Annotated in this window: 13 protein-coding genes and 1 pseudogene; 13 read left to right on the top strand and 1 reads right to left on the bottom strand. The window is 61.8% G+C overall.

The genetic code is table 11. The annotated features are described in order from the left end of the window. The first annotated feature begins 500 nt into the window (after nt 1–500). Both IAI51_RS18455 and IAI51_RS18460 read left to right on the top strand, forming a co-directional pair. Nucleotides 501–1,604 (top strand): substrate-binding domain-containing protein, encoded by a 1,104-nt coding sequence (locus IAI51_RS18455; RefSeq protein ID WP_187679780.1) that lies wholly within the window; start codon nt 501–503, stop codon nt 1,602–1,604. 174 nt (nt 1,605–1,778) lie between these two features. Beyond that, nucleotides 1,779–14,264 carry a filamentous haemagglutinin family protein gene (locus tag IAI51_RS18460; protein WP_187679781.1) on the top strand — a complete coding sequence of 4,162 codons (12,486 nt, stop codon included), beginning with the start codon at nt 1,779–1,781 and terminating at the stop codon, nt 14,262–14,264. A gap of 153 nt (nt 14,265–14,417) precedes the next feature. Here the strand turns inward: IAI51_RS18460 and IAI51_RS18465 are convergent, their stop codons facing one another. Further along, nucleotides 14,418–15,365, bottom strand: a complete 948-nt coding sequence (locus tag IAI51_RS18465) for a transporter (RefSeq protein ID WP_187679782.1) — start codon at nt 15,363–15,365, stop codon at nt 14,418–14,420. A 211-nt stretch (nt 15,366–15,576) separates the two neighbouring features. Here IAI51_RS18465 and IAI51_RS18470 point away from each other — a divergent pair, with 211 nt between their 5' ends. The 11 genes and pseudogenes from IAI51_RS18470 (at nt 15,577) to IAI51_RS18520 (ending at nt 26,331) form a co-directional block, all read left to right on the top strand. Continuing rightward, nucleotides 15,577–16,674 carry an AraC family transcriptional regulator gene (locus IAI51_RS18470; RefSeq protein ID WP_187679783.1) on the top strand — a complete coding sequence of 366 codons (1,098 nt, stop codon included), beginning with the start codon at nt 15,577–15,579 and terminating at the stop codon, nt 16,672–16,674. Nucleotides 16,675–16,856: 182 nt separating this feature from the next. Then, complete coding sequence (locus IAI51_RS18475; RefSeq protein WP_187679784.1) at nt 16,857–17,744, top strand: Dyp-type peroxidase; 888 nt, start codon at nt 16,857–16,859, stop codon at nt 17,742–17,744. Nucleotides 17,745–17,756: 12 nt separating this feature from the next. Then, nucleotides 17,757–18,725 (top strand): annotated as a pseudogene (locus tag IAI51_RS18480) (Gfo/Idh/MocA family protein). A gap of 220 nt (nt 18,726–18,945) precedes the next feature. Then, on the top strand, nt 18,946–19,698 hold the full coding sequence (locus IAI51_RS18485; RefSeq protein ID WP_016774450.1) for a GntR family transcriptional regulator: 753 nt from the start codon (nt 18,946–18,948) through the stop codon (nt 19,696–19,698). Further along, on the top strand, nt 19,695–21,425 hold the full coding sequence (locus IAI51_RS18490; protein ID WP_187679785.1) for a fumarate reductase/succinate dehydrogenase flavoprotein subunit: 1,731 nt from the start codon (nt 19,695–19,697) through the stop codon (nt 21,423–21,425). Before IAI51_RS18485 ends, IAI51_RS18490 begins: the two co-directional genes overlap by 4 nt. A 26-nt stretch (nt 21,426–21,451) precedes the next feature. Then, nucleotides 21,452–21,697, top strand: coding sequence for a ferredoxin family protein (locus IAI51_RS18495; protein WP_003225615.1), 246 nt, complete (start codon nt 21,452–21,454; stop codon nt 21,695–21,697). Nucleotides 21,698–21,840: 143 nt separating this feature from the next. After that, nucleotides 21,841–23,244 (top strand): ABC transporter substrate-binding protein, encoded by a 1,404-nt coding sequence (locus IAI51_RS18500; protein ID WP_187679786.1) that lies wholly within the window; start codon nt 21,841–21,843, stop codon nt 23,242–23,244. A 219-nt stretch (nt 23,245–23,463) separates the two neighbouring features. Further along, the gene (locus IAI51_RS18505) at nt 23,464–24,249 is read left to right on the top strand and encodes an ABC transporter permease (protein WP_187679787.1); all 786 of its coding nucleotides are present in this window, start codon (nt 23,464–23,466) and stop codon (nt 24,247–24,249) included. Further along, nucleotides 24,249–25,097 (top strand): ABC transporter ATP-binding protein, encoded by an 849-nt coding sequence (locus IAI51_RS18510; protein ID WP_187679788.1) that lies wholly within the window; start codon nt 24,249–24,251, stop codon nt 25,095–25,097. Before IAI51_RS18505 ends, IAI51_RS18510 begins: the two co-directional genes overlap by 1 nt. Next, nucleotides 25,094–26,056 carry a HEAT repeat domain-containing protein gene (locus tag IAI51_RS18515; RefSeq protein WP_187679789.1) on the top strand — a complete coding sequence of 321 codons (963 nt, stop codon included), beginning with the start codon at nt 25,094–25,096 and terminating at the stop codon, nt 26,054–26,056. Before IAI51_RS18510 ends, IAI51_RS18515 begins: the two co-directional genes overlap by 4 nt. Continuing rightward, the gene (locus tag IAI51_RS18520) at nt 26,053–26,331 is read left to right on the top strand and encodes a DUF971 domain-containing protein (RefSeq protein ID WP_187679790.1); all 279 of its coding nucleotides are present in this window, start codon (nt 26,053–26,055) and stop codon (nt 26,329–26,331) included. Before IAI51_RS18515 ends, IAI51_RS18520 begins: the two co-directional genes overlap by 4 nt. The last annotated feature ends 23 nt before the right edge of the window (nt 26,332–26,354 follow it).

Consider the following 26,354-nt stretch of genomic DNA (forward strand, 5'->3'; position numbering starts at 1 on the left):
TGTACATGCTTTTGGCGATGTGCGAGACGCTGGAGCAATACACGCCACAGGAGCTGGCGGGTTTCGCTAAAGAAGCCATCGGCTGGGTGGCCAGCCGAAGACTTTAGAGATGTGTAGATACCAATGCAGCGATGGGGCCAGTCAGGGCAATAAATAATCCAGATTTTTTCCCAGGACTTCAGCATCACCCGACCGTTGACTCAACCATCCTCGGGTTCTCCTTTCTGTCATCTGCAACGACCCGTCAATGGCTCCAGCCCGATTCAGCCAAAGCCCTGATCCAGACGCTGCGCATATCCCCCTGAACACCCGAGAAATCCCCCCGAAAATCACCGCGCACCTCCCGAGGTTTTTTCCTTTATCTGTCACCGGAAACTGCGAATTTCTCAGTGCGACTTAACCAAGGCCAGCGCTAGCGAGGGCCCGGTGAGTCCTCCCGGTTTCATGCAAGTTCCCTGAAAACCTGTGTTCAAACACCAACGTTGAAAAGGAGATTCTTCATGTTCAAGCGCACTCTGATCGCAGCTTCCCTGACCGTCGCCGCTCTGGCCTCCGCTCAAGCCATGGCCGTTACCGGTGGTGGCGCTTCACTGCCTGCCGCTCTGTACAAAGGCTCTGCCAACAGCATCCTGCCTGCCAACTTCAGCTACGCCGTGACCGGTAGCGGCGTCGGCAAAAGTGCTTTCCTGACCAACAACGCTGCACAGTTCAGCACCACCGGCACTGTGCATTTCGCCGGTAGCGACTCGATCCTCAGCGCTTCGGAACTGAGCACCTACACCACCAACTTCGGTACTTCGTACGGTCCGCTGATCCAGTTGCCATCGGTGGCCACGTCGGTTGCCATTCCTTACAAAAAAACCGGTCAGACCGCACTTAACCTGACCAGCGCTCAACTGTGCGATGCGCTCTCGGGCACCGCGACCACTTGGGGCACTTTGCTGGGCACCGCCGACACCACGCCGATCCGTGTGGTTTACCGCAGCGTTTCCAGTGGCACCACTGAAATCCTCAGCCGCCACCTGAATGCCGTCTGCCCAGGCAAATTCGCCGTCAACTCCACCTTCACCAACGCTCGTCTGCCAGCCGGTTCTGCACTGCCATCGACTTGGGTTGGCGTAGCCAACACCGCTGAAGTGGCGACTGCCGTGAACGCTGTAGACGGTTCCATCGGTTATGTCGGTCCGGACGGCGTGAATGCCACCAGCAATGCCGTGGTTGCCCGCATCAATGGCGTTCAGCCAACCAACGCCAACGTGACGCTGGCGCTGAGCACCGCAGCCCTGCCAACCACGCCTTCCAACCCTGCACAGTGGGCGCCAGTCGTGCCTAACCCGGCCAGCGGTTATCCAATCGTGGCTTACACCAACTTCATCTTCGGCCAGTGCTACAAGGACGCAGCCGTGGCCGCTGATGTCAAAGCCTTCCTGACCACTCACTACAGCAACCCGGGCAACAACGTTGCCACCGTCGCTCACAGCTTTACGCCGGTTCCAAACAACTGGAAAACCGCTGTGACCGCCAACTTCATCACCAACACCTCGGGCAACAACCTGAACATCAACAACGCCAACGCCTGCAACGGCATTGGTCGTCCTCAGTAAGCCTCGTTTCAAGCGCAATAAAACGGCAGCAGCCTTCGGGCTGCTGCTTTTTTTTGCCGATTTACACCTTGATCATGAAGTTTGTGTGACATCCGTTCGGTCGTGAGGCTCGCCAACCGCCTATGTCGTAACAGCAGGGCTGATCCGACCTGCCACCCAAAAGGACCTGTAGTGATGCTTGCTCGCACCTCCCGTCGCAGTACCCGTATCCAGCCGATCAAACGTGGCGTGGGCGATCCCGCACAGTGGCTGCTCAAGCCATTGGCGCAAGCCGTCGCCTTGTGTCTGGTGGCGGGCAGTGCCGAAGCGGCGACGGCGTTCAGTTCCGGTTGGTTTGCCGCCAAGGGGGCGGCGCAGCAGGCGGCGGCATCGCGTCCGGGTGTGGGCGGTCTGCCGGGGATGACCCCGCCGCTGGCGCAGCAGCAACGGGCCAGCCAGCAGTTGCAGCGTTCTTTGCAGACACTCAATAACACCGTGGCGGCGATCGCCGCTCAGCAGGCGGCACAAGCCGCTGGGCGTGCCGCCGCGTTGGGCAGCGTGCAGGTCGTCCCGGATGGATTGGGCGAGGGCGGCCTGAAGGTCGATAACAGCCTGTCTCAGGGTTGGATGAACGCCAAAGGCCCGCAACAAACACAGGCGGACGGCAAGACCACGGTGAAGATCGAGCAGACCGCCGACAAGGCGATTCTCAACTGGGAAACCTTCAACGTCGGGCGCAATACCACGGTGGAATTTGCCCAGCAGTCCAACTGGGCGGTGCTCAACCGCGTCAACGATCCGGGCGCACGGCCCAGCCAGATTCAGGGGCAGATCAAAGCGGACGGCACGGTGATGCTGATCAACCGCAACGGCATCGTGTTTAGCGGCAGCAGTCAGGTCAATGTGCGCAATCTGGTGGCGGCAGCCGCGAACATGAGCGATGCACAGTTTCGCGATCGGGGTCTGTATTTCGACAGCACCGGCAGTCAGCCGACGTTTACCGACGCCGCTGGCAATGTCCTGGTGGAGCGTGGCGCGTCGATACAAACGCATCAACCTGCGCTCTCGACCGACTCCGGTGGCTACACCTTGTTGCTTGGCCAGGAAGTGCACAACGACGGTTCTATCAGCACGGCCAAAGGTCAGTCAGTGCTGGGCGCGGGCGACCGTTTCTACATCCGCAAGGGCTCGGGCACCGAAGGCAATGGTTATTCCACCACTTTGGGCAGCGAAGTCATTCCCGGTTTCAAGGCTGACAGCACTGGCAAGGTCAGCAACACCGGTCTGATTCAGGCGTCTACCGGCGATATCACCCTGACCGGCCGCGACGTTCGGCAGAACGGCGTGCTGTTGGCGAGCACCTCGGTCGCGACGCGCGGCACCGTGCATTTGCTCAATCCAGCCAGCGATGCTCAAGGCAGTGTGACGCTGGGTGAAGGCAGCGTCAGTGCGATCTTGCTCGACAGCAGCGATCTGACTGCCCTGGACAGTCAGCGCGAGGCGGCGTTGATCGGTGTGAACGCCAATAACCGGATTCGCAGCGACCAGTCGCGGATTGATATCGGCAGTGGCGGCACCGTCGAATTCAAAAGCGGCTCGATCACGCTCGCCACAGGCGGGCAGGTGGCGGTCGCCGCCGGACGACGTAGTCTGTTGCGAGAGGGGGCGGTGATCGACGTGTCCGGCGCGCTGGGCGTGAAAGTGGCCATGGACGCCAACAACATCAAGATCAATGTACAGGGCAACGAGCAGCGTGATGCGCCGGTCAATCGCGAGAAGGGTGCGCTCAACAGTAACGATATCTGGGTCGATGTCCGCGAACTGGTGTTCGTGCCGGCCGGCACCAACGGTTACGCTACCGACCGCTGGTACACCGCCGGTGGCTTGTTGGAGGTCGGTGGATACCTTGGCACTCAGGGCCATGGCATCGGTGAATGGATGGCTCAGGGCGGCGAGGTGCGTTTTTCCGGGAATGACGTGATCAGCGAAAAAGGTTCGCTGATCAATGTGTCCGGCGGCACCCTTGATGTGCAAGGCGGCGAGATTCGCCAGAGTTGGCTGCGCGGTACGGACGGGCGGTTATACGAAGTGTCGCGTGCGCCGGGCGATATTCTCTACAGCGGTCTTTACAAAGGTTACGAAAGTCACAGCGAGCGCTGGGGCCAGACTGAATATTTCTATAGTCCGCTGATCGCGCCGACACGTCGTCAGGAAGCCGGGTACACCGTGGGCCGTGACGCCGGACAGTTGGTGATCGCCACGAGCAACGCCGTGCTGGACGGCCAGTTGTTGGGTGAGGTGTTTCAGGGCGAACGGCAGAACCAGGCACCGCGCGCAGGCCTGGACGGTTATGCCCAGGCCCAGACCGCCCGGGCGCGGCGCGGGCAGTTGGTCATTGGCAGTTACGACGCCGCTTATGTTGCCGCCAGTGCGGGCGTGCTCTATCAACTCAACCCGTTGCTCGATCAGGTGCAGGTGGGTGGCGAGCGTGCCAGCGCTGTGAGCGCAGGGCTGACAGACGCGGTTGCTGAAGAGCGTCAGGGCAAACTGTTTCTCGATGCCGGGCTGCTCAATGGTTTCCAGCTGGGGGCGCTGAAGATCTCGGCCAAAAACACGATTGAAGTCAATGACGGCGTGACGGTGGATCACGGGGCAGACATCACCCTGTTCAGCCCTGACGTGCAGATCAATGCCGATCTGGTTGCGCAGGGCGGCAGCCTGCATCTGGGCAACGTTTTGAACCAGCTCGCCACGGATCGGCGTGATGACACCGCTCTCCAGGTGCCAGCAGGCCAGCAGGCTCGCGTCACGGTTGCGCAAGGTGTGCAGCTACAGACTCGCGGCCTGTGGAGCAACCTGTTGAGTAGCCCGGACGACGCTGCCAGCCTGGCCTACCTCAATGGCGGGACGGTGTCGATCCGCAGCAGCGGCGACATTCAGTTGGCCGGCGGCAGTCTGGTCGATGTCACCTCGGGCGGCGCTGTCTTGGCCAACGGCAAGACACGGGGCGGCAAGGGCGGCGACGTGACCCTGGAAGCCAGCGCCAACAGTGCGCCCGGCCAGTCACGCATGGTGCTCGATGGCGATGTGCAGGGTTATGGCGTGAGTGGCGGCGGTACGCTGACCGTGCAGGCCAACAAGGTCCTGATCGGGTCCTCCGGCAACGTTACCGATGAACAGACCTTGCGTCTGACTCCGGAGCTGTTCCGCACGGGGTTCAGCGCTTACAACATCATCGGTCTGAAGGGCCTGGAAGTGGCCGATCAAACTGCCGTCGATGTGCTGATGCCGGTCTATCGATTCGGCGAATCCGTCTCGACCCTTGCCTCCGGTACGTCGCCGCGCACGGCGCTTGAGCTGTGGACGCCTTCGCTGTTCCAGGAAAACCCGCTCAAGGGCGTATTGACGCAAAGGGCCGGCGCTTCTGTCGCCTTACAGGCAGGCGGGACGCTAGTGGGCTTGATTGATCCCGCCAACAGCCCGTTGTCGATTGGCGAGGGCGCACGTATCAGCGTCGATCCCGGCCAGCGCATCAGCGTGCGCGGGGCCGGTCAGATCACGGTTGACGGGGAACTCAACGCCTGGGGCGGCGCCATCGATATCCGTCAACAGCAATTCGGTTCGATTGATGTGGCGACGTCCTTGCAGGAGGCCGATCCGACGGCACACAACCGTTCTATCTGGATCGGTGAACATGCCGTGCTCGACGTGGCCGGCCGGGCAGCGACTGCTGTTGATGCGCTGGGCCGCGTCTACGGCCAGGTCGGCAAGGGTGGCTCGATCATCCTCGGTGGCGAGATTGATGCGAAGAAGATCACTGCGACCGCCGCCGACGCTTATGTCATCGTCCGTCAGGGTGCGCGCCTGGACGCATCCGGTACGCAAGCCGTCCTCGACAACGGCGGACAAGGTCCCGCTCGCGTAGCCACCGATGGCGGCCGGATCGCCCTGAGTTCCTACAATGGCCTGTTCATCGAGGGCAGCCTGCAGGCCAATGCCGGTGGTGCAGGGGCGGCGGGCGGGCGTCTGGAGATTGCTCTGGATACACCGGCGTACGGTGCTGCGAACTTGAGCAATGCGGTACGGGTGCCACGGGAACTGATCATCGGCCAAGGGCCGGCACAGGCACTGCCGCAGGCGCTGCAAGCGGGGCAAGCCTCGCCACTTTTGCGCTACGGACGTACGCGCTTGAGTGCTGATCAGTTGATGAGCGGCGGCTTCGATAGCGTGAGTCTGCTGAGCAATGGACTGATGACATTCGATGGCGATGTCGACCTGCACATGGGGCAGAGCCTGAGTCTGTTCGCCGGTTCCCTGTCCCTGGCCGAGTCGGCGAAAGACAGCGCCCGGATCAATCTCAGCGCACCTTATCTGCGCCTGTCAGGGCCGGGCACTTACCTGAGTTCGGACGCCAAGATTCGTCCACGGGTCCTGAGCAACCCGACCGCGCACTTGTCCAGCGCGCAATTCAATGCCAGCGCGAACCTGCTGGACCTGGGCAACTCGCTTTCATTCGGTACCGAGGGGACCCTCGTGCAATCGGGCGCACCCGCGCTTGCGGTCAGCCGAAGTGGCTTTGGTCTGGTGACGCTCGACAGCCAGGGTGATATGCGATTCCTCGCGCCGACCGATGAACAGCAGCGAAGCCGTCTGTGGACTCCGGGTGACATGCAGTTGCGGGCTGCGCAAATCTACCCGGCCAGCGGGGTCTCGGCTGAAGTGCGAGTGGGCTATCAGAGTCAGGCCGGATCGGTGCCGGAGCATACGTTGCGTATCGGCAGCCAAGGGCCAGCGCCGACCACACTGCCTTATTCGGTGTTCGGCAGCCTGACACTCAGTGCAGGTCAGATCGAGCAGGGTGGCGTCATTCGTGCGCCTTTGGGGTTGATCTCCTTGGGTGACGACATCCTTGTCAAAACCCGTGAGCTTCATCTGCTGCCGGGGAGCGTGACGTCTGTCAGCGCCGCCGGACTGGTCATGCCTTATGGTGGCACCACCGACGGCATCGACTATCAATACAACGGCAAGTCGGTGATTCTGAATGGCATCGCCGGTGCGGCCTCCGGGGTCATACTCGATGCGCAATACACCGATGTGCAGGCCGGAGCGCTGATCGATCTTTCGGGTGGCGGCGATTTGCGCGGGGCCGGTTTTGTTTCCGGGCGAGGCGGCTCTACCGACGCGCGTTTCAATCCGCTGGTACGCAATGCCACCGATGGCACCTTCAGTCTGCCGGGGCTGGCGAGCAACCCGGTGTATGCGATCGTCGCGGGTGACCAGAGCCGCTACGCGCCGATGCTGGCCGAGGCCGGTGCAGTCGATCCGCGTATCGGCCAGCAAATCACTCTCGGGGCGGGTATCGCAGGGCTGGCGCCAGGCACCTACACCTTGTTGCCATCGACCTTTGCCTTGTTACCCGGTGCCTTCCGGGTCGAAATCAATGGTCAGGCGATTGCCGGTCCCATGGGCAGTGCGTTGAAGTTGCGCAATGGTTCGTGGACCACGGCCGGGCAGATGTCGATTGCCAACACGGGTATTCGCGACAGCCTGCCCAGCCAGGTGACTGTGACGTCGGCCGATGTCCTGCGGCGCTATTCGCAGTACAACGAAACCGGGTTCACCCAATTTGTGCTCAACGATGCTGCGCGACGCGGTCTGCCGCGCGCCCGCACCCCGCTGGACGGCAACACGCTGCACCTGCGCATGGTCAGCGGTGGCGACCATGACTCGGCACTGGACTTCAACGGGCAAGTGCTGTTCAAGCCTGCCGACGGCGGGGTCATCGGCACTGCGGTTGTCCAGGGCGGTTATACCGGCGGTGAGTTCGAGATTCTCGGCGCCGGGCATACGCGAACGGCGGGGTTCGCCGGTGTATCGCTGTACGCCGACACCCTCAACGGGTTGAATGCCGGACGTCTGACCATCGGTGGCACCCCGACCGTGTATTACGGTTCGGAGGGCAGCTCGATCAAGGTGCTCAGCAATACCTCCGCCATCCGCCTGCGGGAGGGCGCGATCCTGTCAGCGCCGGAAGTTGTTTTGAGCACCAACAGCGAGAGTGGCGGCATCACCATTGATGCGGGAGCGGGCATCAATACCTTGGGACGAGGTGCCGTCCCGTACGATGCGGCGGCCGGTTTCGTCTATGTACCGGAGCGTTCCAGTCTGCTGGTGGTCTCCAACGGTTGGACGCCGGTGCTTGCGCCTGCCGGGGGCGGAGGTGGCAGCATTCGTATCGGCAACTGTCCGACGGCTGAGTGCACCGCCCCGGCGTTGCTGTACTCCAACGGCAGCATCATCGCCGCCACCGACAAAGACTTCGAACTGGGCGAGAGCGTGCGCTTCGGCACCCGCCAACTCGGACTGTCGGTTGGCGTGGTCAATGCCGGCAGTACGCAAGCACTGGCAGCGGCCAGCGGCCGTATGCCGGCGGGCCTGACGCTTAACCAGAACGTGCTGGATCGGCTGTTGCAGGGCGACACGCAATTTGGCGCACCGGCCCTGGAAACCCTGAATCTGGTGGCCCGCGATGCGTTCAACTTTTTCGGCAGCGTTACCCTCGACACACTCGACCCACAGACCGGCGAGAGCCGCTTGCAGAATCTGGTGCTGGGCACCCCGGCCATTTACGGTTCGGGCGCGGCCAGTGACGTGGCGACGATCCGCACCCGGAATCTGATCTGGAACGGGGCGACTCAGGCTCCGGGAACGGTGGTCACGGATGGCGCCGGTAACGGGCACGGCACGCTGGACATTCAAGCGCAGCGGATCGAACTGGGTTATGGCCCGAATCCGCAACCTAACGGGCTGGATCTCAACAACCGCCTGACCCTGGGTTTTGCCAACGTCAACCTCAATGCCAGCGAGCGCATCACCGCCAACCACAAGGGCAGCCTGGCGGTGTACGAGTCCCAAGGGGCTTACGACGCGGTCACGGGTTTTAGCTACAGCGGCGGCAATCTCAATCTGCGCACGCCACTGTTGACCGGGGAAGCCGCCTCGGTCAGTGAACTCAAGGCCGGCAACCTCCTGACCCTGAGCGGCACCGCGACAACGGCCGCGGCGGATGCCCTCGGTGCGCAACTGAGTCTGACGGCACGCAGCGTCGTGCTCGACAGCCGCATCGTCCTGGCCAGCGGCAAACTGCTGGTCAATGCCGAGGATGATCTGATCCTTGGCGACGGCGCGCAGGTGGACATGGCGGGTCGGGTTCTGCCGTTCAACGATGTGAAGAAATACAGTTGGGGCGGCGATGTGTCGTTGCACAGCAACAACGGCAATATTCGTCAGTCGGCCGGTTCGCGAATCGATCTGTCGGCCGTCAATAATCAGGCCGGTCAATTGAGCGTTGTGGCCCTGGCCAGCGGCGCCGGACAGGTTGATCTGCAAGGGCAGATCGTCGGCACCAGCAGCGGCTATTACGATGCCGGCGGCACGTGGGTACCGTACAAGGCCGGGGGTGTGGACATTCGTGCCCAGCGCCTGGACGGCGAGTTGAGCCCGGCCTTTGCCAGCCTCAACCAGCGCCTTAATTCGGGAGGGGTGACCGGCAGTCGCAGCTTTCAGTTCAAGCAGGGTGATCTGGTCATCGGTAACGAGCTCAAAGCAGGCGAGGTCAATGTCTCGGTGGACAGCGGTAGCCTGACCGTGGCCGGGCTGATCGATGCCAGTGGCGAGCGGGTCGGCAGCATTCGCCTGGCCGGCAAAAACGGTTTGAGCCTGACGGGCAACGCGGTGCTGGATGCCCATGGCCGCGTACTGCGTGTCGACAGCTACGGCAAGATCATCGACGCCCCGAACCGGGCCATGGTCGAACTCAATTCCGGTGATGGCGTGCTGACATTGGCGGCCGGCGCACGAATCGACCTGCGCCACGGCACCGATGCGCTGGCTGGAAACCTGGCGGGACAACGCGATGGCTTGCCGCGGGGAACGCTGGAACTGAATGCACCACGCCTGGGTGGCAATGACATTGCCATCGATGCCAGCGGTGCCGTCAATATTCAAGGTGCCCGCTCTATCGGGCTGAACGCCGTGCGTCGCTACAGCGATGCCGCCGACGGCACCGACCCGGCGGCCAGCGGTCGTCCGTATCAAGTGATCGATCAGGCCTACCTGGACCGCATTCACACGGACAGCGACGGCTTTATCAATGCGGCGCTGAACAACAGTGATCTGCTGCAACGCAAACTGGCCGGCCTCAACAATGCGGCCTATACGGATGTGTTTCACTTGCGCCCGGGTGTCGAAATCGTCAGCAAAACCGCCGAGGGTGATCTGGTGGTGCAGGGCGACCTCGACTTGTCCGGCTACCGTTATGCCAGCCTCAACCCGCACACTCGCCGCACCTCGGTGTATGGCAGCGGCGAAGCGGGCAGTCTGTTGATTCGTGCCGGCGGCAACCTCGATATCTACGGCAGCATCAACGACGGTTTCGCGCCGCCGCCGGAAACCGTGGACGACGCCGGCTGGAAACTGGTGCCGGGGATACAGCCGTTCGGTGGTGATCTCATCGTGCCGGGCGCCGGGGTCAGTCTTGCCCCTGGTACGCTTTTCCCGGTCGGCGCCACCTTGAACTACGACTTGCCGATTCAGGCCGCCACGCTGGCAGCGGGCACGGTGTTACCCGCACAGGGCACGCTGGCCGCAGCCTATACGCTTCTGGCCGGAACCGTGCTGGCCGGTGATGTGCATGACGCGGCGGGCAATCTGCTGTATGCCGCCGGCACGTTGCTCGACAGCGGTGTGACCCTGCCGGCCGGCAGTCGTTTGGGCGCGGGTATCCGCCTGAACAACGCCACCGCATTGCAGGCCCTGCTCTGGCCCAAAGGCGTGCCGCTGCCGGGCGCTGTCGATGCCGACAATAAAACGGTCGGTGTCATGCTGAGCACCACGCTGGAGCTGTTGCGTGGTTCGCTGATTCCCTCCATGACCGATGTGAAGCTGGCAGATGGCACTGTGTTCCTGGATCTGCGTCCCTCCAACGGCACACAACAAGGTCGCAACTGGGCCATCGCCAGCATGTTGCCGGCAGGCAGTGCGTCGTGGTCGATGCGCATGGTGGCAGGGGCTGATCTCACGGCGGCCGATAGCCGTTCCGTGAGGCCTCAGGCCAGCGCCGGTCATTTGCAGTTGGCGGACACCCATTACGGTCTGACCATGGTCGAGGTGGCCGGCAAACTGGTCTGGGCCGTGGGTAACGAGTATGGCTTTACACCGTACGAGCCGGTTCCCGAGGAATACCTCGTGCTCTGTGACATCGCGCCAGCCTCCTGTGCGCCGATGGCGCGCACGGTGTGGGCGCCGGGTAACTGGATGGGCATGCCGGATTACACGCCGATGAACGATGACGAATTGTTCTGGTGCACCATCGATCCGGCGCTGTGCATTGAAAACAATCCCCGCAAGAGCGCCGAAGCCCATACGCAGATGTTCAGCGTTTTGCGCACCGGCACCGGCGACTTGGATCTGATGGCTGCCGGTAACGTGAGCATGGCTTCACCTTTTGGCGTGTACACCGCCGGCACTCAATCGAGCAACGTCGATGCGCGTTACAACCAGGCGCGAGGGCGCTTGTCGGCTGATGGTTCGGTGTTGGGCAGCGCCGGCAGCGATGCCGAAAAATGGGTCGATGGCGGCACTGCCAGCCTTTACCAGGCCTGGTATCCGCAGATGGGCGGTAATCTGACGATCAATGCCGGCGGGTCGGTGTCCGGTGATGTGCTCGGTCGTCGTGCGGTCGGCACGGGCGACGGTACCCGTGAGCAGGTTCCAAGCGTCGCGGTGGGCAATTGGCTGTGGCGCCAGGGCACCGGCAACAACGATGTGCCGACGGCCTGGTGGATCAATTTCGGCAGCTACGCAGCGCAGCCATTGCCAGAACAGGGCGTGGAAAGCAAACCGTATCTGGTGGGCTTTACCGGATTCGGCACGTTGGGCGGCGGTAACCTCAGCCTGAGTGCCGCCGGGGATGCCGGCATGCTCAAGGCCATGGGGGACGACAAGTATGCGTCGTACCCTCGCAGTCAGGGTTTGATCGTGGCTGTCGGCAGCACGGGGCGCGTGGACAGCGACGGCAACCTGCAACTGACCGGCGGCGGCGATCTGGATATTCGTCTGGGTGGCACCCTCAATCCCTCTCTGCAAGCACGTGCCGGCCTGTCGGGCAGCGGCACGCCGACGCATGACTTGCAGGGCGCGATCATCAACCTGCGCGGTGCGGCACAACTGGCGGGCGCCGCATTGGGCGGGATCAATCTGCAGTACGGCGCGTCCGCGCTGTTTCACGATCCACGGGAAACGCGTGCCTTCGATCCGTTCAATTCGACGGCCAGTAATGCCAGTGGCGGGGTGGTGCTGATTCCCGGCGACTCGGGCATGCGCCTCAATACCCGAGGTGATCTGGTACTGGGTGGTGCGACTGACCCAGGCCGTGTGCGTTTGCAGAACTCCACACCGTTTACCACGGCCGATGGCGTTTACCACGCCGGTGGCGGCTTGACTGGTTTTTCGCTGTGGACCGATCACACCGCCATCGATTTGTTCTCGGCGGGCGGCAACCTGACGCCGAACACCCAGTTGCTGGAAACCACTGGGCAGGGTCCTGTCGCCGGGCTTAACACTTCGCCCACCGATGATCGCTACGTGATCCCGTCGATACTGCGCGCCGTCGCTGGCCAGGGTTCGATTTATCTCGGGCCGTCAGCGGCTTACGGTGTAGGCAACGCAGCACCGGCCTTGACCTATTCGCTGCTGCTGGCGCCTTCGAACGCGGGGCAGCTCGAACTGATCGCCGGTGATTCGATCTATGCCGGGGGCTACGCCATCAACCAGTCGGGTGCCAGCCCATCGGCGCTCGCCACACCGTTTACGCCTGCGTTCAATGGCTACGGCAACAACACATTCAGTCGCCCGATCATGACCAACGCCGGCAGTGACGGTGTGCTGGCGGAGACCAATTCGCGCTATCCACTCTTTGCTTTTGGTCCCGATAGCTACTCGGGTTTGAGCAGTGTTCAGGGGCCGGCGCGCTTCTATGCCTTGACCGGTGATCTGGTGGGTATTCGCACGGGTGAAACGCTGGCGTTCGCGACCACGAAACGCACCTGGTATGAATCGGCAGGCCCGGTCTGGATGGTGGCGGGGCGCGACATCGTGGCGTCCGGTACCAACTTGGGGCAACCCACGTTTGCGCCCACCGGGGGCATGGGGCGCAACAACGAACAGATCCAGTCTACCGGCAATCTGTTCGTGCACAGTCGGCCAAGCGATGTCTCTCGGGTTTCGGCCGGGCGCGACATCCTTTACAGCAATTTCGACATCGCGGGGCCAGGGGTTCTGGACGTGAATGCCGGGCGCAACATCCTTATGGATAATCGCGCCAGCATCAACAGCATAGGGCCGGTGGTGGCGGGGGATAACCGGCCGGGTGCGAGCGTGGTGTTGCAGGCTGGCGCGGGCGCACAAGGTCCGGACTATTCGCGCTTCATCGCCCGGTATCTGAACACGCAGAATCTCGCCAATCCGGATACCTCGTTGAGCGCTCAACCGGGCAAAGTGATCAAGACCTACGTGGACGAATTGCAGAGCTGGCTGACCCTCGGCTACGACTTCAGTGGTGACGCAGAACAGGCGCAAGCCTTCTTCGCCGCACTGCCGAGCGCCGAGCAGGCGATCTTCGCCCGCCAGGTGTACTTCGCCGAACTGCGTGCCGGTGGCCTGGAATACAACGATGTCGATGGGCCGCGTCAGGGCAGTTATCTGCGTGGTCGCAACGCCATTGCGTCGTTGTTCCCGACGGTTGATGTGGCGGGCAATCCGATCCGCTACGACGGCGATATCACCCTGTACGGCGGCGCCGGGGTCAAGACCCTGTTCGGCGGCGACATCCAGATGCTTACGCCGGGCGGTGGTCAGGTGTTCGGCATCGAAGGCGCGGCGCCGCCCTCGACGGCGGGGATCATCACGCAGGGTTCGGGCAATATTCAGCTCTACTCGCAGGGCAGCATTTTGCTTGGCCAGAGCCGGATCATGACCACCTTCGGCGGCTCGATTCTCGGTTGGTCGGCCGAGGGTGATATCAACGCCGGTCGCGGCTCGAAAACCACTGTGGTCTACACACCGCCAAAACGCGTTTACGACACCTGGGGCAACGTGTCGCTGTCGCCGTCGGTGCCGAGCACCGGTGCCGGTATCGCCACGCTTAATCCGATTGCGGAAGTGAAGCCGGGCGACATCGATCTGATCGCGCCGTTGGGCACCATCGATGCGGGCGAGGCGGGCATTCGTGTGTCGGGCAACGTCAACATCGCCGCCCTGACGGTGGTCAACGCCGCCAACATCTCAGTGCAGGGCAAGGCGACCGGCGTGCCGGTGGTTTCGGCGGTCAACACTGGCGCGATCACCTCGGCCAGTTCCGCCGCATCGTCCGCCACCCAGGCTGCCGAAGATGTCGCGCGTCAGCAACAAGCGGCAGCGCGGCAGAACCAGGCGTCGGTATTCACCGTGCAGGTGTTGAGTTTCGGCAACGAACAACTCGCCCCGTCCCGCGATGGCGCCAGCCGCACACAGGCGCCGGGTTACAACCCGAACAGTCCGGTGCAAGTGCTGGGGGCAGGGGCGCTGGATGAACAGGCGAAACAGCAGTTGACCGAGGAGGAGCGTGGGCAACTGACCTTGTAAAAGACTCTCGTGTAGTACGTTTGGGCGGCCAGTGGTCGCCCTTTTTTTTTCTTGCTACCTGTAGGAGCTGCCGAAGGCTGCGATCTTTTGATCTTGCTTTTGAGGATCAAAAGATCGCAGCCTTCGGCAGCTCCTACAGGGGGGCGTTGTCGATCAAAAGGCGTAAGGGATGCTGACTTTGGCCCAGAGCATCTCGCCCTCAGGCCGATTTTCCACGTCAAACTCCTTGGCCCAGCGAATCTCCGCGCTGGCGTATTTGAGGAAGGTGAAGTGCAGCGCCGGGCCAATCGCGAATACCTTGCCGCGCACACCGTCGTTCACGTCTTCGCCGGCGAACTGCACAGTGTGGCCGAACTGTTTGTCGTCGGTGGTTTGCCTGAGGTAGTAGCCATTGATGCCGAGCATCAGGTCGTCGGTGAGCTTGTAACTGGCCGAATAATCGAAGTGGAAGATCTGCCCGGATTTGTAATCGGTGTCCTTGTTCTTCTCGTTGAAGCTGTAGGTGGTCTTCATCGAGACCTCGGTCCTGTCCGTTGGCAGCCAGGTGAAGGAGAACAGCGGTTTATAGGTGTAAAAATTGTTGCTGGTGTTGGCCAGCCGATCGACGCTGTATTCACCGGTGGGCACGGTGATTTCCACGGCCGCGCCGAGGGTCAGATTCTTGCCCATGTCCCACAGAATGATCGGTGCGATGGTGGTGTCGCCCATGCCTTCGCGGGTGTCGCTCAAGCCGAACACCGAGACTTCCTGCTTCAGCCACGGCTGGGCGATATAGCCGGCCAGGCGTCCGCCGAATACGCGCACCGGACTCAGATAGTCGATGCGCGGGATCACCGCCGTAGACTCGATCTCGACATTGGGCACCTTGCCGCCGAGCGAGCTGATGTTGAGCTTTCGCGCCTTGTAATGGTTGTAGTAGAGGTTAAACGCGACCATGTTCTCAGGAAGGCTGTCGACCTCCATCGGCAGCATAAAAAAGCCGTCGGTGCCGGTGCCGATGTTGTCGACGCCGGCTTCGGTGGCCAGGGCTGGCAGGGTTGCGGCGCAGCCAAGCAAAGTCAGGGCCAGGCGCAAGGGCAATGTCGCGCGATTCGGGTGCATATCCGTCCTCATTATTATTGTGGTGGGGCGCAACGCCGGCACGCAGAACGCCCGGCACACTAGAAATAAGCGCTTGGCGCCCGACGGGGCAGGGTATTGGCGGACACTGAGGGGGGCTTCTGCGGACAGTCGGCAAACCCTGTGCTAACTTCCTTCGACATAACCGGTAACAAAAATAACAATCAAGCGTGCTCCGGAATGTCTAGCCCCCATGAACGTAAAAGTCCAAGACCCGACCTTTGAACTGGCGCTGGTCTCGCCGTTTCTTCTGCAAACCCTCGCCGAAGTCGCGCAGAGCAAGGGCGTCGAGGCTGAGAGCCTGTGTCGTGGCCTGGGATTTACCCTCGAAGATTTGCAGGACCCGACGCAGCGGATTTCCTATCGGCAGGCAGTGGCGATGATTCAGCGTGCGCTCAAAGTGCTGCCCAATCAGGGCCTGGGTTTGTGGGTCGGGGCACAGAATGTTCTCGGCACGCTCGGTTTGCTCGGCCATGTGCTGTCGCTGTGCAAGACCCTGCGCGATGCCTTTGCTCTGGGCATTCGCCATCAGCACACCACCGGCGGGATTGTGGTTTCCAGCGTCGATGTGGTCGGCGAGCACGTGCATCTGGATGCCGAATGCCGCTTGCCGTTCGCCGATGTACAGGTGTTCGCGGTCGAGGAGTTTTTCGCCAGTCTGCTGGTGTACGGGCGGGCGTTGGCCGGTGCCGATTTCAAGCCGATAGCCGTGGAATTCGTGCATGCCACGCCGGATTACCTCAGCGAATATCACCGTTTGCTCGGCCCGCAGGTGCGCTTCGGTTGCCTGCACAATCGCATGCTGATTGATGTGCGATGGCTGGACGTGAGCCTGCCCAATCATCATTCGCTGGCGTTGCGTCAGGCGTTGGCCTTGCTGGAGCTGGAAGCGGCGCAGGTGCACCAGAAGCTTGACCTGATTCAAGCAGTGGAGCGGGCGATTGCCCGGGATCTGAGCCGGGGCAGTCATATCGAGAAGATTGCCGGCGACCTGAACATGAGCAGCCGCACCTTGCGCCGGCGCCTGACCGAACATTCGTTGACCTTTGAGGCGTTGCTGGAACAAGTGCGCCAGGCGCGGACGATGAGTCTGCTGGCCAATCCCGACATGCCGATCGAGCGCATTACCGAAGAGGTCGGTTACAGCGATGTGCGCAGCTTTCGCCGAGCGTTCAGGCGCTGGACGGGGATGAGCCCAAGTGCGTGGCGCAATGACGCCAACCCTCACCCCAGCCCTCTCCCGGAGGGAGAGGGGGCCGACCGAGGTGCCTTGCGAGTTACATCGACCTGAAAGATCTTTGTCGATTACGGATTCACAGAGGTACGTTCAAGTCGGTATAGATCTTCAATATCCCCGAATCAGTTCCCTCTCCCCCCGGGAGAGGGCTAGGGTGAGGGGCTTTTGATGTCATCCAAACCCCCACAAATTCTCCGGCCACAGGTAAACTCCGCGCACTTTCCCAAGGAGTTCACATGAGTTACTACCAGCCGGGCATTCTCGCCACCCCTGTTCCTGCGCAAGCACGTCATCTGTTTTTCGCCCTCGCGTCGGTTGAAGCACTGCCGCAGGCGATCGACAACCTGATGAATCTGGTGGACGGCAAGTCGGCGGTGGTCGGTTTCGGTGAATCCCTGGCTAAGGCGCTCAACGTGCAAATCGACGGCCTGCGCAGCTTCCCGGCCATGACCGGCGTCGGTGTGGAAAACCCGTCGACCCAGCACGCCCTGTGGGTCTGGCTGCACGGCGTCGACCGTGGTGAACTGCTCAACCGCTGCAATGCTTTCGAAGCCGCACTGGCCCCGGCCTTGCGTCTGGTTGAGGCTCAGGAAGCCTTCCGCCACAAGGACGGCCACGACCTGACCGGCTACGAAGATGGCACCGAAAACCCCCACGATGACGCCGCTGTCGCCGCCGCCCTGCAAAGCGCAGGTGCCGACGGTCTGGTCGGTGGCAGCTTCGCCGCGATCCAGCAGTGGCAGCACGACCTCAAGGGCTTCCATCAGTTGTCCGCCGAAGACAAGGACAACATCATGGGCCGTCGCCTCAGCGACAACGAAGAGATTGACGACGCGCCGGTTTCCGCCCACGTCAAACGCACCGCGCAGGAAAGTTTCGCGCCTGAGGCGTTCGTCGTGCGCCGCTCGATGCCGTGGATCGAAGGCGATCGCGCGGGCTTGATGTTCCTCGCCTTCGGCTTCTCGCTGGATGCGTTCGAAGCGCAACTGCGGCGCATGAGCGGTCTGGAAGATGGCATCACCGATGGTCTCTATCGCATCAGCCGTCCGATTACCGGCGGTTACTACTGGTGTCCACCACTCAAGGACGGGCATCTGGATCTGCGCGCTTTGCGCATCGGCTAAGGAGCAAAACAAATGGACGTGGTGCGTTGGGGCATGATCGGTTGCGGTGACGTCACCGAGCGCAAGAGCGGGCCGGCCTTTTACAAGGCTCCCGGTTCGGCGTTGGTGGCGGTGATGGGGCGGCGTCTTGAAGCGGTGAGCGATTACGCCGCGCGCCACGGCATCGCCCGGGTCTACACCGACGTCGATGCACTGATCAACGATCCCGAGGTGGACGCGGTGTACATCGCCACGCCACCCGACAGCCACCACGCCTACAGCCTCAAAGTCGCCGCCGCCGGCAAGCATTGCTGCGTGGAAAAACCCATGGCACTCAGCTCGGGGCAAAGCCGCGAGATGCAGCAGGCGTTTGCCGACGCCGGTTTGCACCTGTTTGTTTCCTACTACCGCCGTTCGTTGCCGCGCTTTCAACAAGTGCGCCAATGGCTGGAGGAAGGGCGCATCGGCGCGGTGCGGCACCTGAGCTGGACATTGACCAAGGCGCCGTCGGCGGCAGACCTGGAGGGCAGCAACAACTGGCGAACCGACCCCGCTGTGGCCGGCGGTGGCTACTTTGCCGACCTGGCCAGCCACGGTTTCGACCTGTTCCAGTACCTGCTCGGCGACATCGTTGAAGTCGCCGGATTCACCGCACGACAGGCTGGCTTGTATGCGGCTGAAGATGCGGTCAGCGCCAGTTGACGGTTTTCATCCGGAGCGCTGGGCATGGGTTGCTGGAGCTTTGTTGCGGATCGGCGTGAAGATCGGGTCGAGATCATCGGCAGTGAAGGGCGAATCAGTTTTTCAGTGTTTGATGAGCACCCGGTGCAGTTATTTGCCGACGAACAAATCAGCCTGCAAATCCCGCATCACGAGCACATTCAGTGGCATCACGTACTGGGCATGAATGCGCATATCCGTGGTGACGCGCAGCATCCGGCGGTGGCCGAGCAGGCACTGAAAACCGACTGGGTCATGGATCAGATCCTCAAGCGTCACTGATCCCCCTGACATACAACATCCCCTGTGGGAGCGAGCCTGCTCGCGAAGGCGTCGTGTCAGGTTCCCATTCGAATACTGACACACCGTCTTCGCGAGCAGGCTCGCTCCCACATTTGCTCCCGTGTTGTCGCATCTAAGGATATGCCCAAACAATATTTCTCAACCTTGTCATAACAACTCTAAGATCACGTCATAACTCGTTATGACAAGTGATCCCGTGATGACCGATAACGTTCTCTCCCTAAGCAGCGTTCCTCTGCACACCCAACTGCGCGACGTCCTCCGCGCGCGCATTCTCGATGGCGAATACCCGCAAGACAGCCAGATGCCGTCCGAAAGCGAACTCGGCGCGCTGTTCAAAGTCAGCCGCATCACCGTGCGCCAGGCGCTGGGTGATCTGCAAAAGGAAGGGCTGATCTTCAAGATCCACGGCAAAGGCACCTTCGTTGCCAAGCCGAAAACCTTCCAGAACGTCAGCAGCCTGCAAGGTCTCGCCGAGTCCATGACCGGGCGCGGCTACGAGGTGATCAACCGCCTGCGCAGCTTCAAATTCATCCCGGCGGACAAGCGCGTCGCCGAGCGTTTGCAGGTCGCCGAGGGCGAGATCGTCGCGCAGATCAAACGCGTGCGGTTGATCAACCGTGAGCCGATCTCGCTGGAAATCACCTACCTGCCCAAAGCCGTCGGCGAGCGGCTGGAGAAGGCTGATCTGGTTACTCGCGACATCTTCCTGATCCTCGAAAACGACTGCGGCATCGCCCTAGGCCACGCCGATCTGGCCATCGACGCGGTGCTCGCTGACAGCGACCTGACTCAGGCGCTGAACGTCGAGGCCGGCTCGCCGATCATGCGTATCGAACGTCTGACCCACGACGCGCAGGGGCAGCCGCTGGACTTTGAACACCTTTACTACCGTGGCGATGCGTTCCAGTACCGCCTGCGGATCGACCGGCAAAAAGGGGAGCAGGCATGACACGCAGCACGCTTGAGCAGGAATACGACATCGTCGTGATCGGCGGCGGCACTGCCGGCCCGATGGCCGCGATCAAGGCCAAAGAGAAGAACCGTGATCTGCGCGTGCTGCTGGTCGACAAGGCCAACGTCAAACGCAGCGGCGCGATCAGCATGGGCATGGACGGCCTGAACAACGCGATCATCCCCGGCCACTCGACGCCCGAGCAGTACACCAAGGAAATCACCATCGCCAACGACGGCATCGTCAATCAGGCGGCGGTGTACGCCTACGCCACCCACAGCTTCGAAACCATCGAGCAACTCGACCGCTGGGGTGTGAAGTTCGAGAAGGACGAAACCGGCGATTACGCGGTGAAAAAAGTCCACCACATGGGCGCCTACGTGCTGCCGATGCCGGAAGGTCACGACATCAAGAAAGTCCTTTATCGCCAGTTGAAGCGCGCGCGGGTCAGCATCACCAATCGACTGGTCTGCACCCGTTTGCTGACCGACGAAGAGGGCGCGGTCAACGGTGTGATGGGCTTCGATTGCCGCACCGCCGACTTCCATGTGATCAAGGCCAAAGCGGTAATTCTTGCCTGTGGTGCGGCCGGACGCCTCGGTTTGCCATCGTCGGGCTATTTGATGGGCACCTACGAAAACCCGACCAATGCCGGCGACGGCTACGCGATGGCCTATCACGCCGGGGCCGAACTGGCGAACCTCGAATGTTTCCAGATCAACCCGCTGATCAAGGATTACAACGGCCCGGCGTGCGCCTATGTCACCGGCCCGCTGGGCGGCTACACCGCCAACAACAAGGGCGAACGCTTCATCGAGTGCGACTACTGGAGCGGGCAGATGATGTGGGAGTTCCACCAGGAACTGGAAAGCGGCAACGGCCCGGTATTCCTCAAACTCGATCATCTGGCCGAGGAAACCATCCAGAACATCGAGGAAATCCTGCACAGCAACGAACGCCCGAGCCGTGGCCAGTTTCACGCCAATCGCGGCACCGATTACCGCACGCAAATGGTCGAGATGCACATTTCCGAGATCGGTTTTTGCAGCGGCCACTCGGCGTCCGGTGTGTGGGTCAACGAACGCGCCGAGACTTCGGTGAAAGGCTTGTATTCGGCCGGGGACATGGCTGCCGTGCCGCACAACTACATGCTCGGCGCGTTTACCTACGGCTGGTTCGCCGGGCACAACGCGGCGGATTTTGTCGCCGGACGTGAGTTTTCCGCGTTGGATGCCGGGCAGATTGAGAAAGAGAAAGCGCGGGTCTATGCACCGCTGGATCGTGAACACGGTCTGCCGCCGGCGCAGGTCGAGTACAAGCTGCGGCGCTTCGTCAACGACTACCTGCAACCGCCAAAAGTGACAAAGAAAATGCAGATCGGCCTGCAACGCTTCAGCGACATCGAACGTGATCTCGACCAGATGAAGGCCAGCAACGCCCACGAACTGATGCGCGCCATGGAAACCAGCGTGATCCGCGACTGCGCCGAAATGGCTGCCCGCGCTTCGCTGTTCCGCGCCGAAAGCCGCTGGGGGCTTTACCACTACCGGGTCGATCACCCGCAGCGCAACGACGCTGAATGGTTCTGCCATTGCCACTTGAAGAAGGGCGACGACGGCCAGATGACCAGTTTTAAAAAAGCCGTCGAGCCTTACATCATCCCGCTCGATGCCGAAGAAATGCAGGCTTACGACCGCTTGCGGGTCGGCGCTTTTGCCGCGTGATGCATCACCCATAGAGAACCCGAACCATGGCCTATCAAGCCCAGGAAATCTTCTTCCGCTCCAACGCCCCCGTCACCGTGGACGAGGACAAATGCATCGCCGAAAAGGGCTGCACCGTGTGCGTCGACGTCTGCCCGATGGATCTGCTGGCGATCAACCCGGCCACGCAAAAGGCCTACATGGCGTTCGATGAATGCTGGTACTGCATGCCGTGTGAGAAGGATTGTCCGACCGGTGCGGTGAAAGTCGATATCCCTTATCTCCTGCGTTGAAACCCGCTCCCACATTGGAACTGTGAGAACACAAAGCCATCCGGAAACCCCGGACGCTGGATTCAAAAACACCCCTCGTTTCCCACCGCGCCCTGATCGCGGCGGAGACGAACATCCTATAAATGATTCGAGGGGAAACACTCATGTTGCGTGCAGCAATCGCCGGTCTCGTACTGGCCTCGTTCACCTTCTCGGCCTCGGCCGAAACCATCCGTATTGCTATCGGCACCCAAGACACCACCATCAACTGCGCCGCCGGCGGTCTGTTGATTCGTGAGCTCGGCCTGCTCGACAAGTACCTGCCCCACGACGGCGCCTACAAAGACGCGAAATACGACGTGCAGTGGAAGAACTTCACCAGCGGCGCACCGCTGACCAACGAAATGGTCGCCGGCAAACTCGACTTTGGCGCCATGGCCGATTTCCCCGGTGCGTTCAATGGCGTGGCATTCGAAACCGCCGGCAAGCACAGCCTGTTCATCAGCGTGTTGTCGGGCAGCACCAAGGGTAGCGGCAACGGCATCGTCGTGCCGAGCGCGTCGGACGTGCAGTCGCTGAGCGAACTCAAGGGCAAGACCATCTCCGTGCCGTTCGCTTCCACGGCGCACGGTATGTTGCTGCGTGCGGTGGCGGAGCAGGGCTGGGACCCACTTAAAGACGTGAACATCATCGCTCAGCCGCCAGAAGTCGCCGGCTCCGCGTTGCAGGCCGGCAAGATCGACGCCCATGCTGATTTTGTGCCGTTCGCCGAACTGTTCCCCAGCCGTGGTTTCGCTCGCAAGATCTATGACGGCGCCCAAGCGAATTCGCCGACCTTTCACGGTGCTCTGGTCGATCAGGCGTACGCGAAAAAGTACCCGGAAATCGTCGTCGCTTATCTGCGCGCAAGCATCGAGGCCAATCAGTTGCTGGCCGCCGAGCCTGAGAGGTACAGCGAGCTGATCGCCAAAGTCACTGGCGTCGATGCCGAGGTCAATTACCTGTTCCTCGGTCCGCTCGGTGTGCAGACCCGAGATCTGAGCTGGAAGCCGGAATATCGCCAGGCAGTCGGAACGGCCATCGACACATTGAAACTGCTGAAAAAGGCTGATCGTGGACTCGATCTGAACAACTTCATCGACGACCAGTACATCCGCGCCGCATTCAAGGCTTCGAACCTGGATTACACCGCGCAACTCGCCAACTACGCGCAGACGCCGCTCAAGACTGTTGATTCCGCCAGCGGTAAAGCCATCACGGACTTGCGCCACGTCGCCGAAATCTGGGTGCGCGGTGAAGACAAAGTGCGCCAGTACGCCTCGGCGCAAGCGGCGTTCAGCGCATTGGCCGGTTTGAAGCAGGACGGTAAAAGCATCCGTGCGGTGTATGCCCAGGCCAGCGACAGCGGGATCAAGTTGCTGGCGGATCAGGCGTGGTTTGCCAGTGATGCCAAGGGGCGTTTGAGTGCATTCCTGCTCAAGGGCCAGGCCCAGCAATTTGCGGCGGCGCAGGGGGGGAAGGTTTTCGACTTTACCGATGCCACGGCACAGGCTGTGGTCGCTCGTTAAGGGCAGATCAAGAGCCCCTCACCCTAACCCTCTCCCGGAGGGAGAGGGGACTGACCGGGATGTTTGGGCGAGATACGCCGACCTGGAATACCGAGCCGAACTCAGGTTTTGAAACACACAAAATCGGCTCCCTTTCCCCCTCGCCCCCTTGGGGGAGAGGGCTGGGGTGAGGGGGTAAATCTTAGCCGTCACACAGATCCGGAACTGGAAACCCGCTCCATGAAAACACCTTCCGCCTTGCGCTGGACATCAAGATCCGCCTCACTGCTGCTCTGCCTTCTATTCTGGCAACTCGCCGCCAGCCACCACTGGAACCTCGGCCTCGTCACCTTCGCCAATGTGCCTACGCCATTGGCGGTCATCGAAGCCGCACTCGGTCTGGGCGACTCCGGCAAGCTCCTGCAACACCTGACCGCCAGCCTCAGCCGCGTCTTCGCCGGCTACCTCGCTGCACTGGTCGTCGGCATCGCATTGGGCCTGGCCATCGGCCGTTCTAAATGGGCTGAAGACCTGCTGCTGCCACCGCTGGAAGTCCTGCGCCCGATCCCGGCCGTGGCATGGATTCCATTGGCGATCCTGATGTTCCCGTCCTCGGAGTTGTCGATGGTCTTCATCACCTTCACCGGCGCGTTGTTCCCGATCCTGCTCAACACCGTGCACGGCGTCGAAGGCGTCGATCCACGCCTGATCGCTTCGGCGAAAAGCCTCGGAGCAGGGCGCCGGGCGATTCTGCTGGAAGTGATCCTGCCCGGCGCCGCGCCGAGCATCATCACGGGATTGGCGATCGGCATGGGCACCTCATGGTTCTGTCTGGTGACCGCGGAAATGATCTCTGGCCAGTTCGGCATCGGTTACTACACCTGGGAGTCCTACACCATTCAGAACTACGCCGACATTGTCGTCGGCATGTTGCTGATCGGCGTACTGGGTATGGGCAGCAGTTTGTTGATCAAGCGTCTGGGCGGGTTGTTCACGCCTTGGCATCGTCCACGAGGTAAAGCCTGATGAGCATGATGCAAACCCCGGAAGGGCGGATTGATATCCGCAAGTTGTCCATCGTCCTCGGCGAAGGTCGGCACGCGTTTGAAGCGGTGCAGGGCCTCGATTGCCAGATCGAACCCGGCCAGTTCGTGTGCATTCTCGGCCCGTCCGGTTGCGGCAAATCGACCTTGCTCGGCGCCTTGGCCGGGCATTTAAACGCTCAGACCGGCAGCCTGAAAGTCGATGGCGCCGAGGTGTCGGGCCCGTCGCCGCAGCGCGGCATGGTGTTCCAGCATCACACGCTGTTCCCGTGGCGCACGGTGCGCGAAAACGTCGCCTTCGGCCTGAAGATGCAGGGCATCGGCAAGGCTGAACGTCATCGCGCCGCCGACGAAATTCTCAAACTGGTGGGCCTCGACGGTTTCGCCCAACGCTGGCCCGACCAACTCTCCGGCGGCATGCAGCAACGGGTGGAGATCGCCCGGGTGCTGGTCAATCGTCCACGGCTGTTGCTGATGGACGAGCCGTTCGGCGCGCTGGACGCCTTGACCCGGCTGAACATGCAGGAACTGTTGCTGGACATCTGGACGCGCATCCGCACCACCGTGGTGTTCGTCACCCACGACATCGACGAGGCGCTGTTTCTTGCCGACCGCTTGCTGGTGATGAGCGCGCGGCCGGGGCGAATCATCGAAGATCTGCGCCTGGATTTCCCGCGTCCGCGCACTACTGAGCTGGTCACCAGCCATGAATTCTCGCGTCTGAAGCGCCACTGTCTCGACCTGTTACGCCACGACAACGACCGACCGCTGCCGCGCCTCAATCCGCTCGGCCTGCCTCCCGAAAACCCTTTGCCGCGATTTGCCCTATGACTTCTATTTTTGCTTTGACCGATAACCAAGACATTCTCGACCTGCAACCACGACTGACCGCTGAAGACGCTGGCGTGCGGCGCATTGCCCTGATCGATCTGGCCGATCTCGAAGAACCCGATGGCTTGTTGTGGCTGGTAGAACGCCTCGGGCATGATCCCGCAGAAGAAGTCCGCGCTGAAGCCGCGCGGTTGTTGGAGGCACGGGAAGATGAGCCGGTGGTAGCGGCACTGTGTCAGGCCCTGACCGACTCGTCGCCAGCCGTACAATCTGCCGCCGCGCAGAGCCTCAGCCTGCTCAAGACCGAAGCCGCCGGGCGGGTGATTCTGCCGTGGACCGATCATGTCGACGTCAGCGTGCGGATCGCCGCGTTCCGTGCTTTACGTGAGTTGCGTTTTGCCGCTGCCGCGCCCGCTGCAGTCGCCGCACTGCAGGATGCCGACGCCCATGTACGCCGCGAAGCCGTGGGCGTGCTCGGCTGGCTCAAACAACTCGACGCACTGGCGGCATTGGCGCGACTGGCCAGCGCTGACCCTGACACCGAGGTGCGCCGCGCCGCCACCGGCGCTCTCGGTCTGGCCTCTGGCGCCGACGTGCTGCCGGCCCTGCGCCAGGCCTTGCGGGACGACGCCTGGCAAGTGCGTGAAGAAGCCGCAACAACCTTGGGGAAAGTCGGCCACACCGACGCAGGTCCGGCATTGGTCGAGGCGCTGAGCGATGACTACTGGCAAGTGCGTCTGCGCGCCACCCGCAGCCTCGGTCGCTTGCATTTCGCCCCGGCGCTGTACGCCCTGATCGGCACCCTGGGCCATCGCATCAGTAACTTGCGCAAGGAAGCTGCGTTAGCCTTGGGCGAGTTGAATGATCGCGGTGCAGTGGCGGCGTTGCAGGCCGCGCAGGACGATGGTGATCCGGAAGTGCGCAAAGCCGTGCGGATTGCCTTGAGTCAGCTGCAATGAACCCGCTGTCAGTCGGCAACTCGCAGAGTGAGCAGACCCTTCGACTAAGCTGGCCTGATGGCAGCGAATCGGTGCTCGATCACGCCGAACTGCGCCGCCAATGCCCCTGCTCGCGATGCCGCGCTTTTCGTCTGCGCGGCTTGACGCCGCTGGTGGATGAACGCGTGCGCCTCATCGAAATCAATCCCCAAGGCTATGGCGTGCAGCTGGTGTTCAGCGATGGCCACCAACGCGGGATCTACCCGTGGCAATATCTCGCACAGCTCACTTCCTGAACCCACCAAAAGCCCAATGTAGG

The sequence above is a fragment of the Pseudomonas sp. N40(2020) genome, assembly GCF_014472415.1.
Classification (GTDB): Bacteria; Pseudomonadota; Gammaproteobacteria; order Pseudomonadales; family Pseudomonadaceae; genus Aquipseudomonas.

What these genes read in the sequence shown, in the direction of transcription:
- IAI51_RS18455 (WP_187679780.1), top strand. Translation starts at nt 501, where the DNA reads ATGTTCAAGCGCACTCTGATCGCAGCTTCCCTGACCGTCGCCGCTCTG.
- IAI51_RS18460 (WP_187679781.1), top strand. Translation starts at nt 1,779, where the DNA reads ATGCTTGCTCGCACCTCCCGTCGCAGTACCCGTATCCAGCCGATCAAA.
- IAI51_RS18465 (WP_187679782.1), bottom strand. Translation starts at nt 15,365, where the DNA reads ATGCACCCGAATCGCGCGACATTGCCCTTGCGCCTGGCCCTGACTTTG.
- IAI51_RS18470 (WP_187679783.1), top strand. Translation starts at nt 15,577, where the DNA reads ATGAACGTAAAAGTCCAAGACCCGACCTTTGAACTGGCGCTGGTCTCG.
- IAI51_RS18475 (WP_187679784.1), top strand. Translation starts at nt 16,857, where the DNA reads ATGAGTTACTACCAGCCGGGCATTCTCGCCACCCCTGTTCCTGCGCAA.
- IAI51_RS18485 (WP_016774450.1), top strand. Translation starts at nt 18,946, where the DNA reads ATGACCGATAACGTTCTCTCCCTAAGCAGCGTTCCTCTGCACACCCAA.
- IAI51_RS18490 (WP_187679785.1), top strand. Translation starts at nt 19,695, where the DNA reads ATGACACGCAGCACGCTTGAGCAGGAATACGACATCGTCGTGATCGGC.
- IAI51_RS18495 (WP_003225615.1), top strand. Translation starts at nt 21,452, where the DNA reads ATGGCCTATCAAGCCCAGGAAATCTTCTTCCGCTCCAACGCCCCCGTC.
- IAI51_RS18500 (WP_187679786.1), top strand. Translation starts at nt 21,841, where the DNA reads ATGTTGCGTGCAGCAATCGCCGGTCTCGTACTGGCCTCGTTCACCTTC.
- IAI51_RS18505 (WP_187679787.1), top strand. Translation starts at nt 23,464, where the DNA reads ATGAAAACACCTTCCGCCTTGCGCTGGACATCAAGATCCGCCTCACTG.
- IAI51_RS18510 (WP_187679788.1), top strand. Translation starts at nt 24,249, where the DNA reads ATGAGCATGATGCAAACCCCGGAAGGGCGGATTGATATCCGCAAGTTG.
- IAI51_RS18515 (WP_187679789.1), top strand. Translation starts at nt 25,094, where the DNA reads ATGACTTCTATTTTTGCTTTGACCGATAACCAAGACATTCTCGACCTG.
- IAI51_RS18520 (WP_187679790.1), top strand. Translation starts at nt 26,053, where the DNA reads ATGAACCCGCTGTCAGTCGGCAACTCGCAGAGTGAGCAGACCCTTCGA.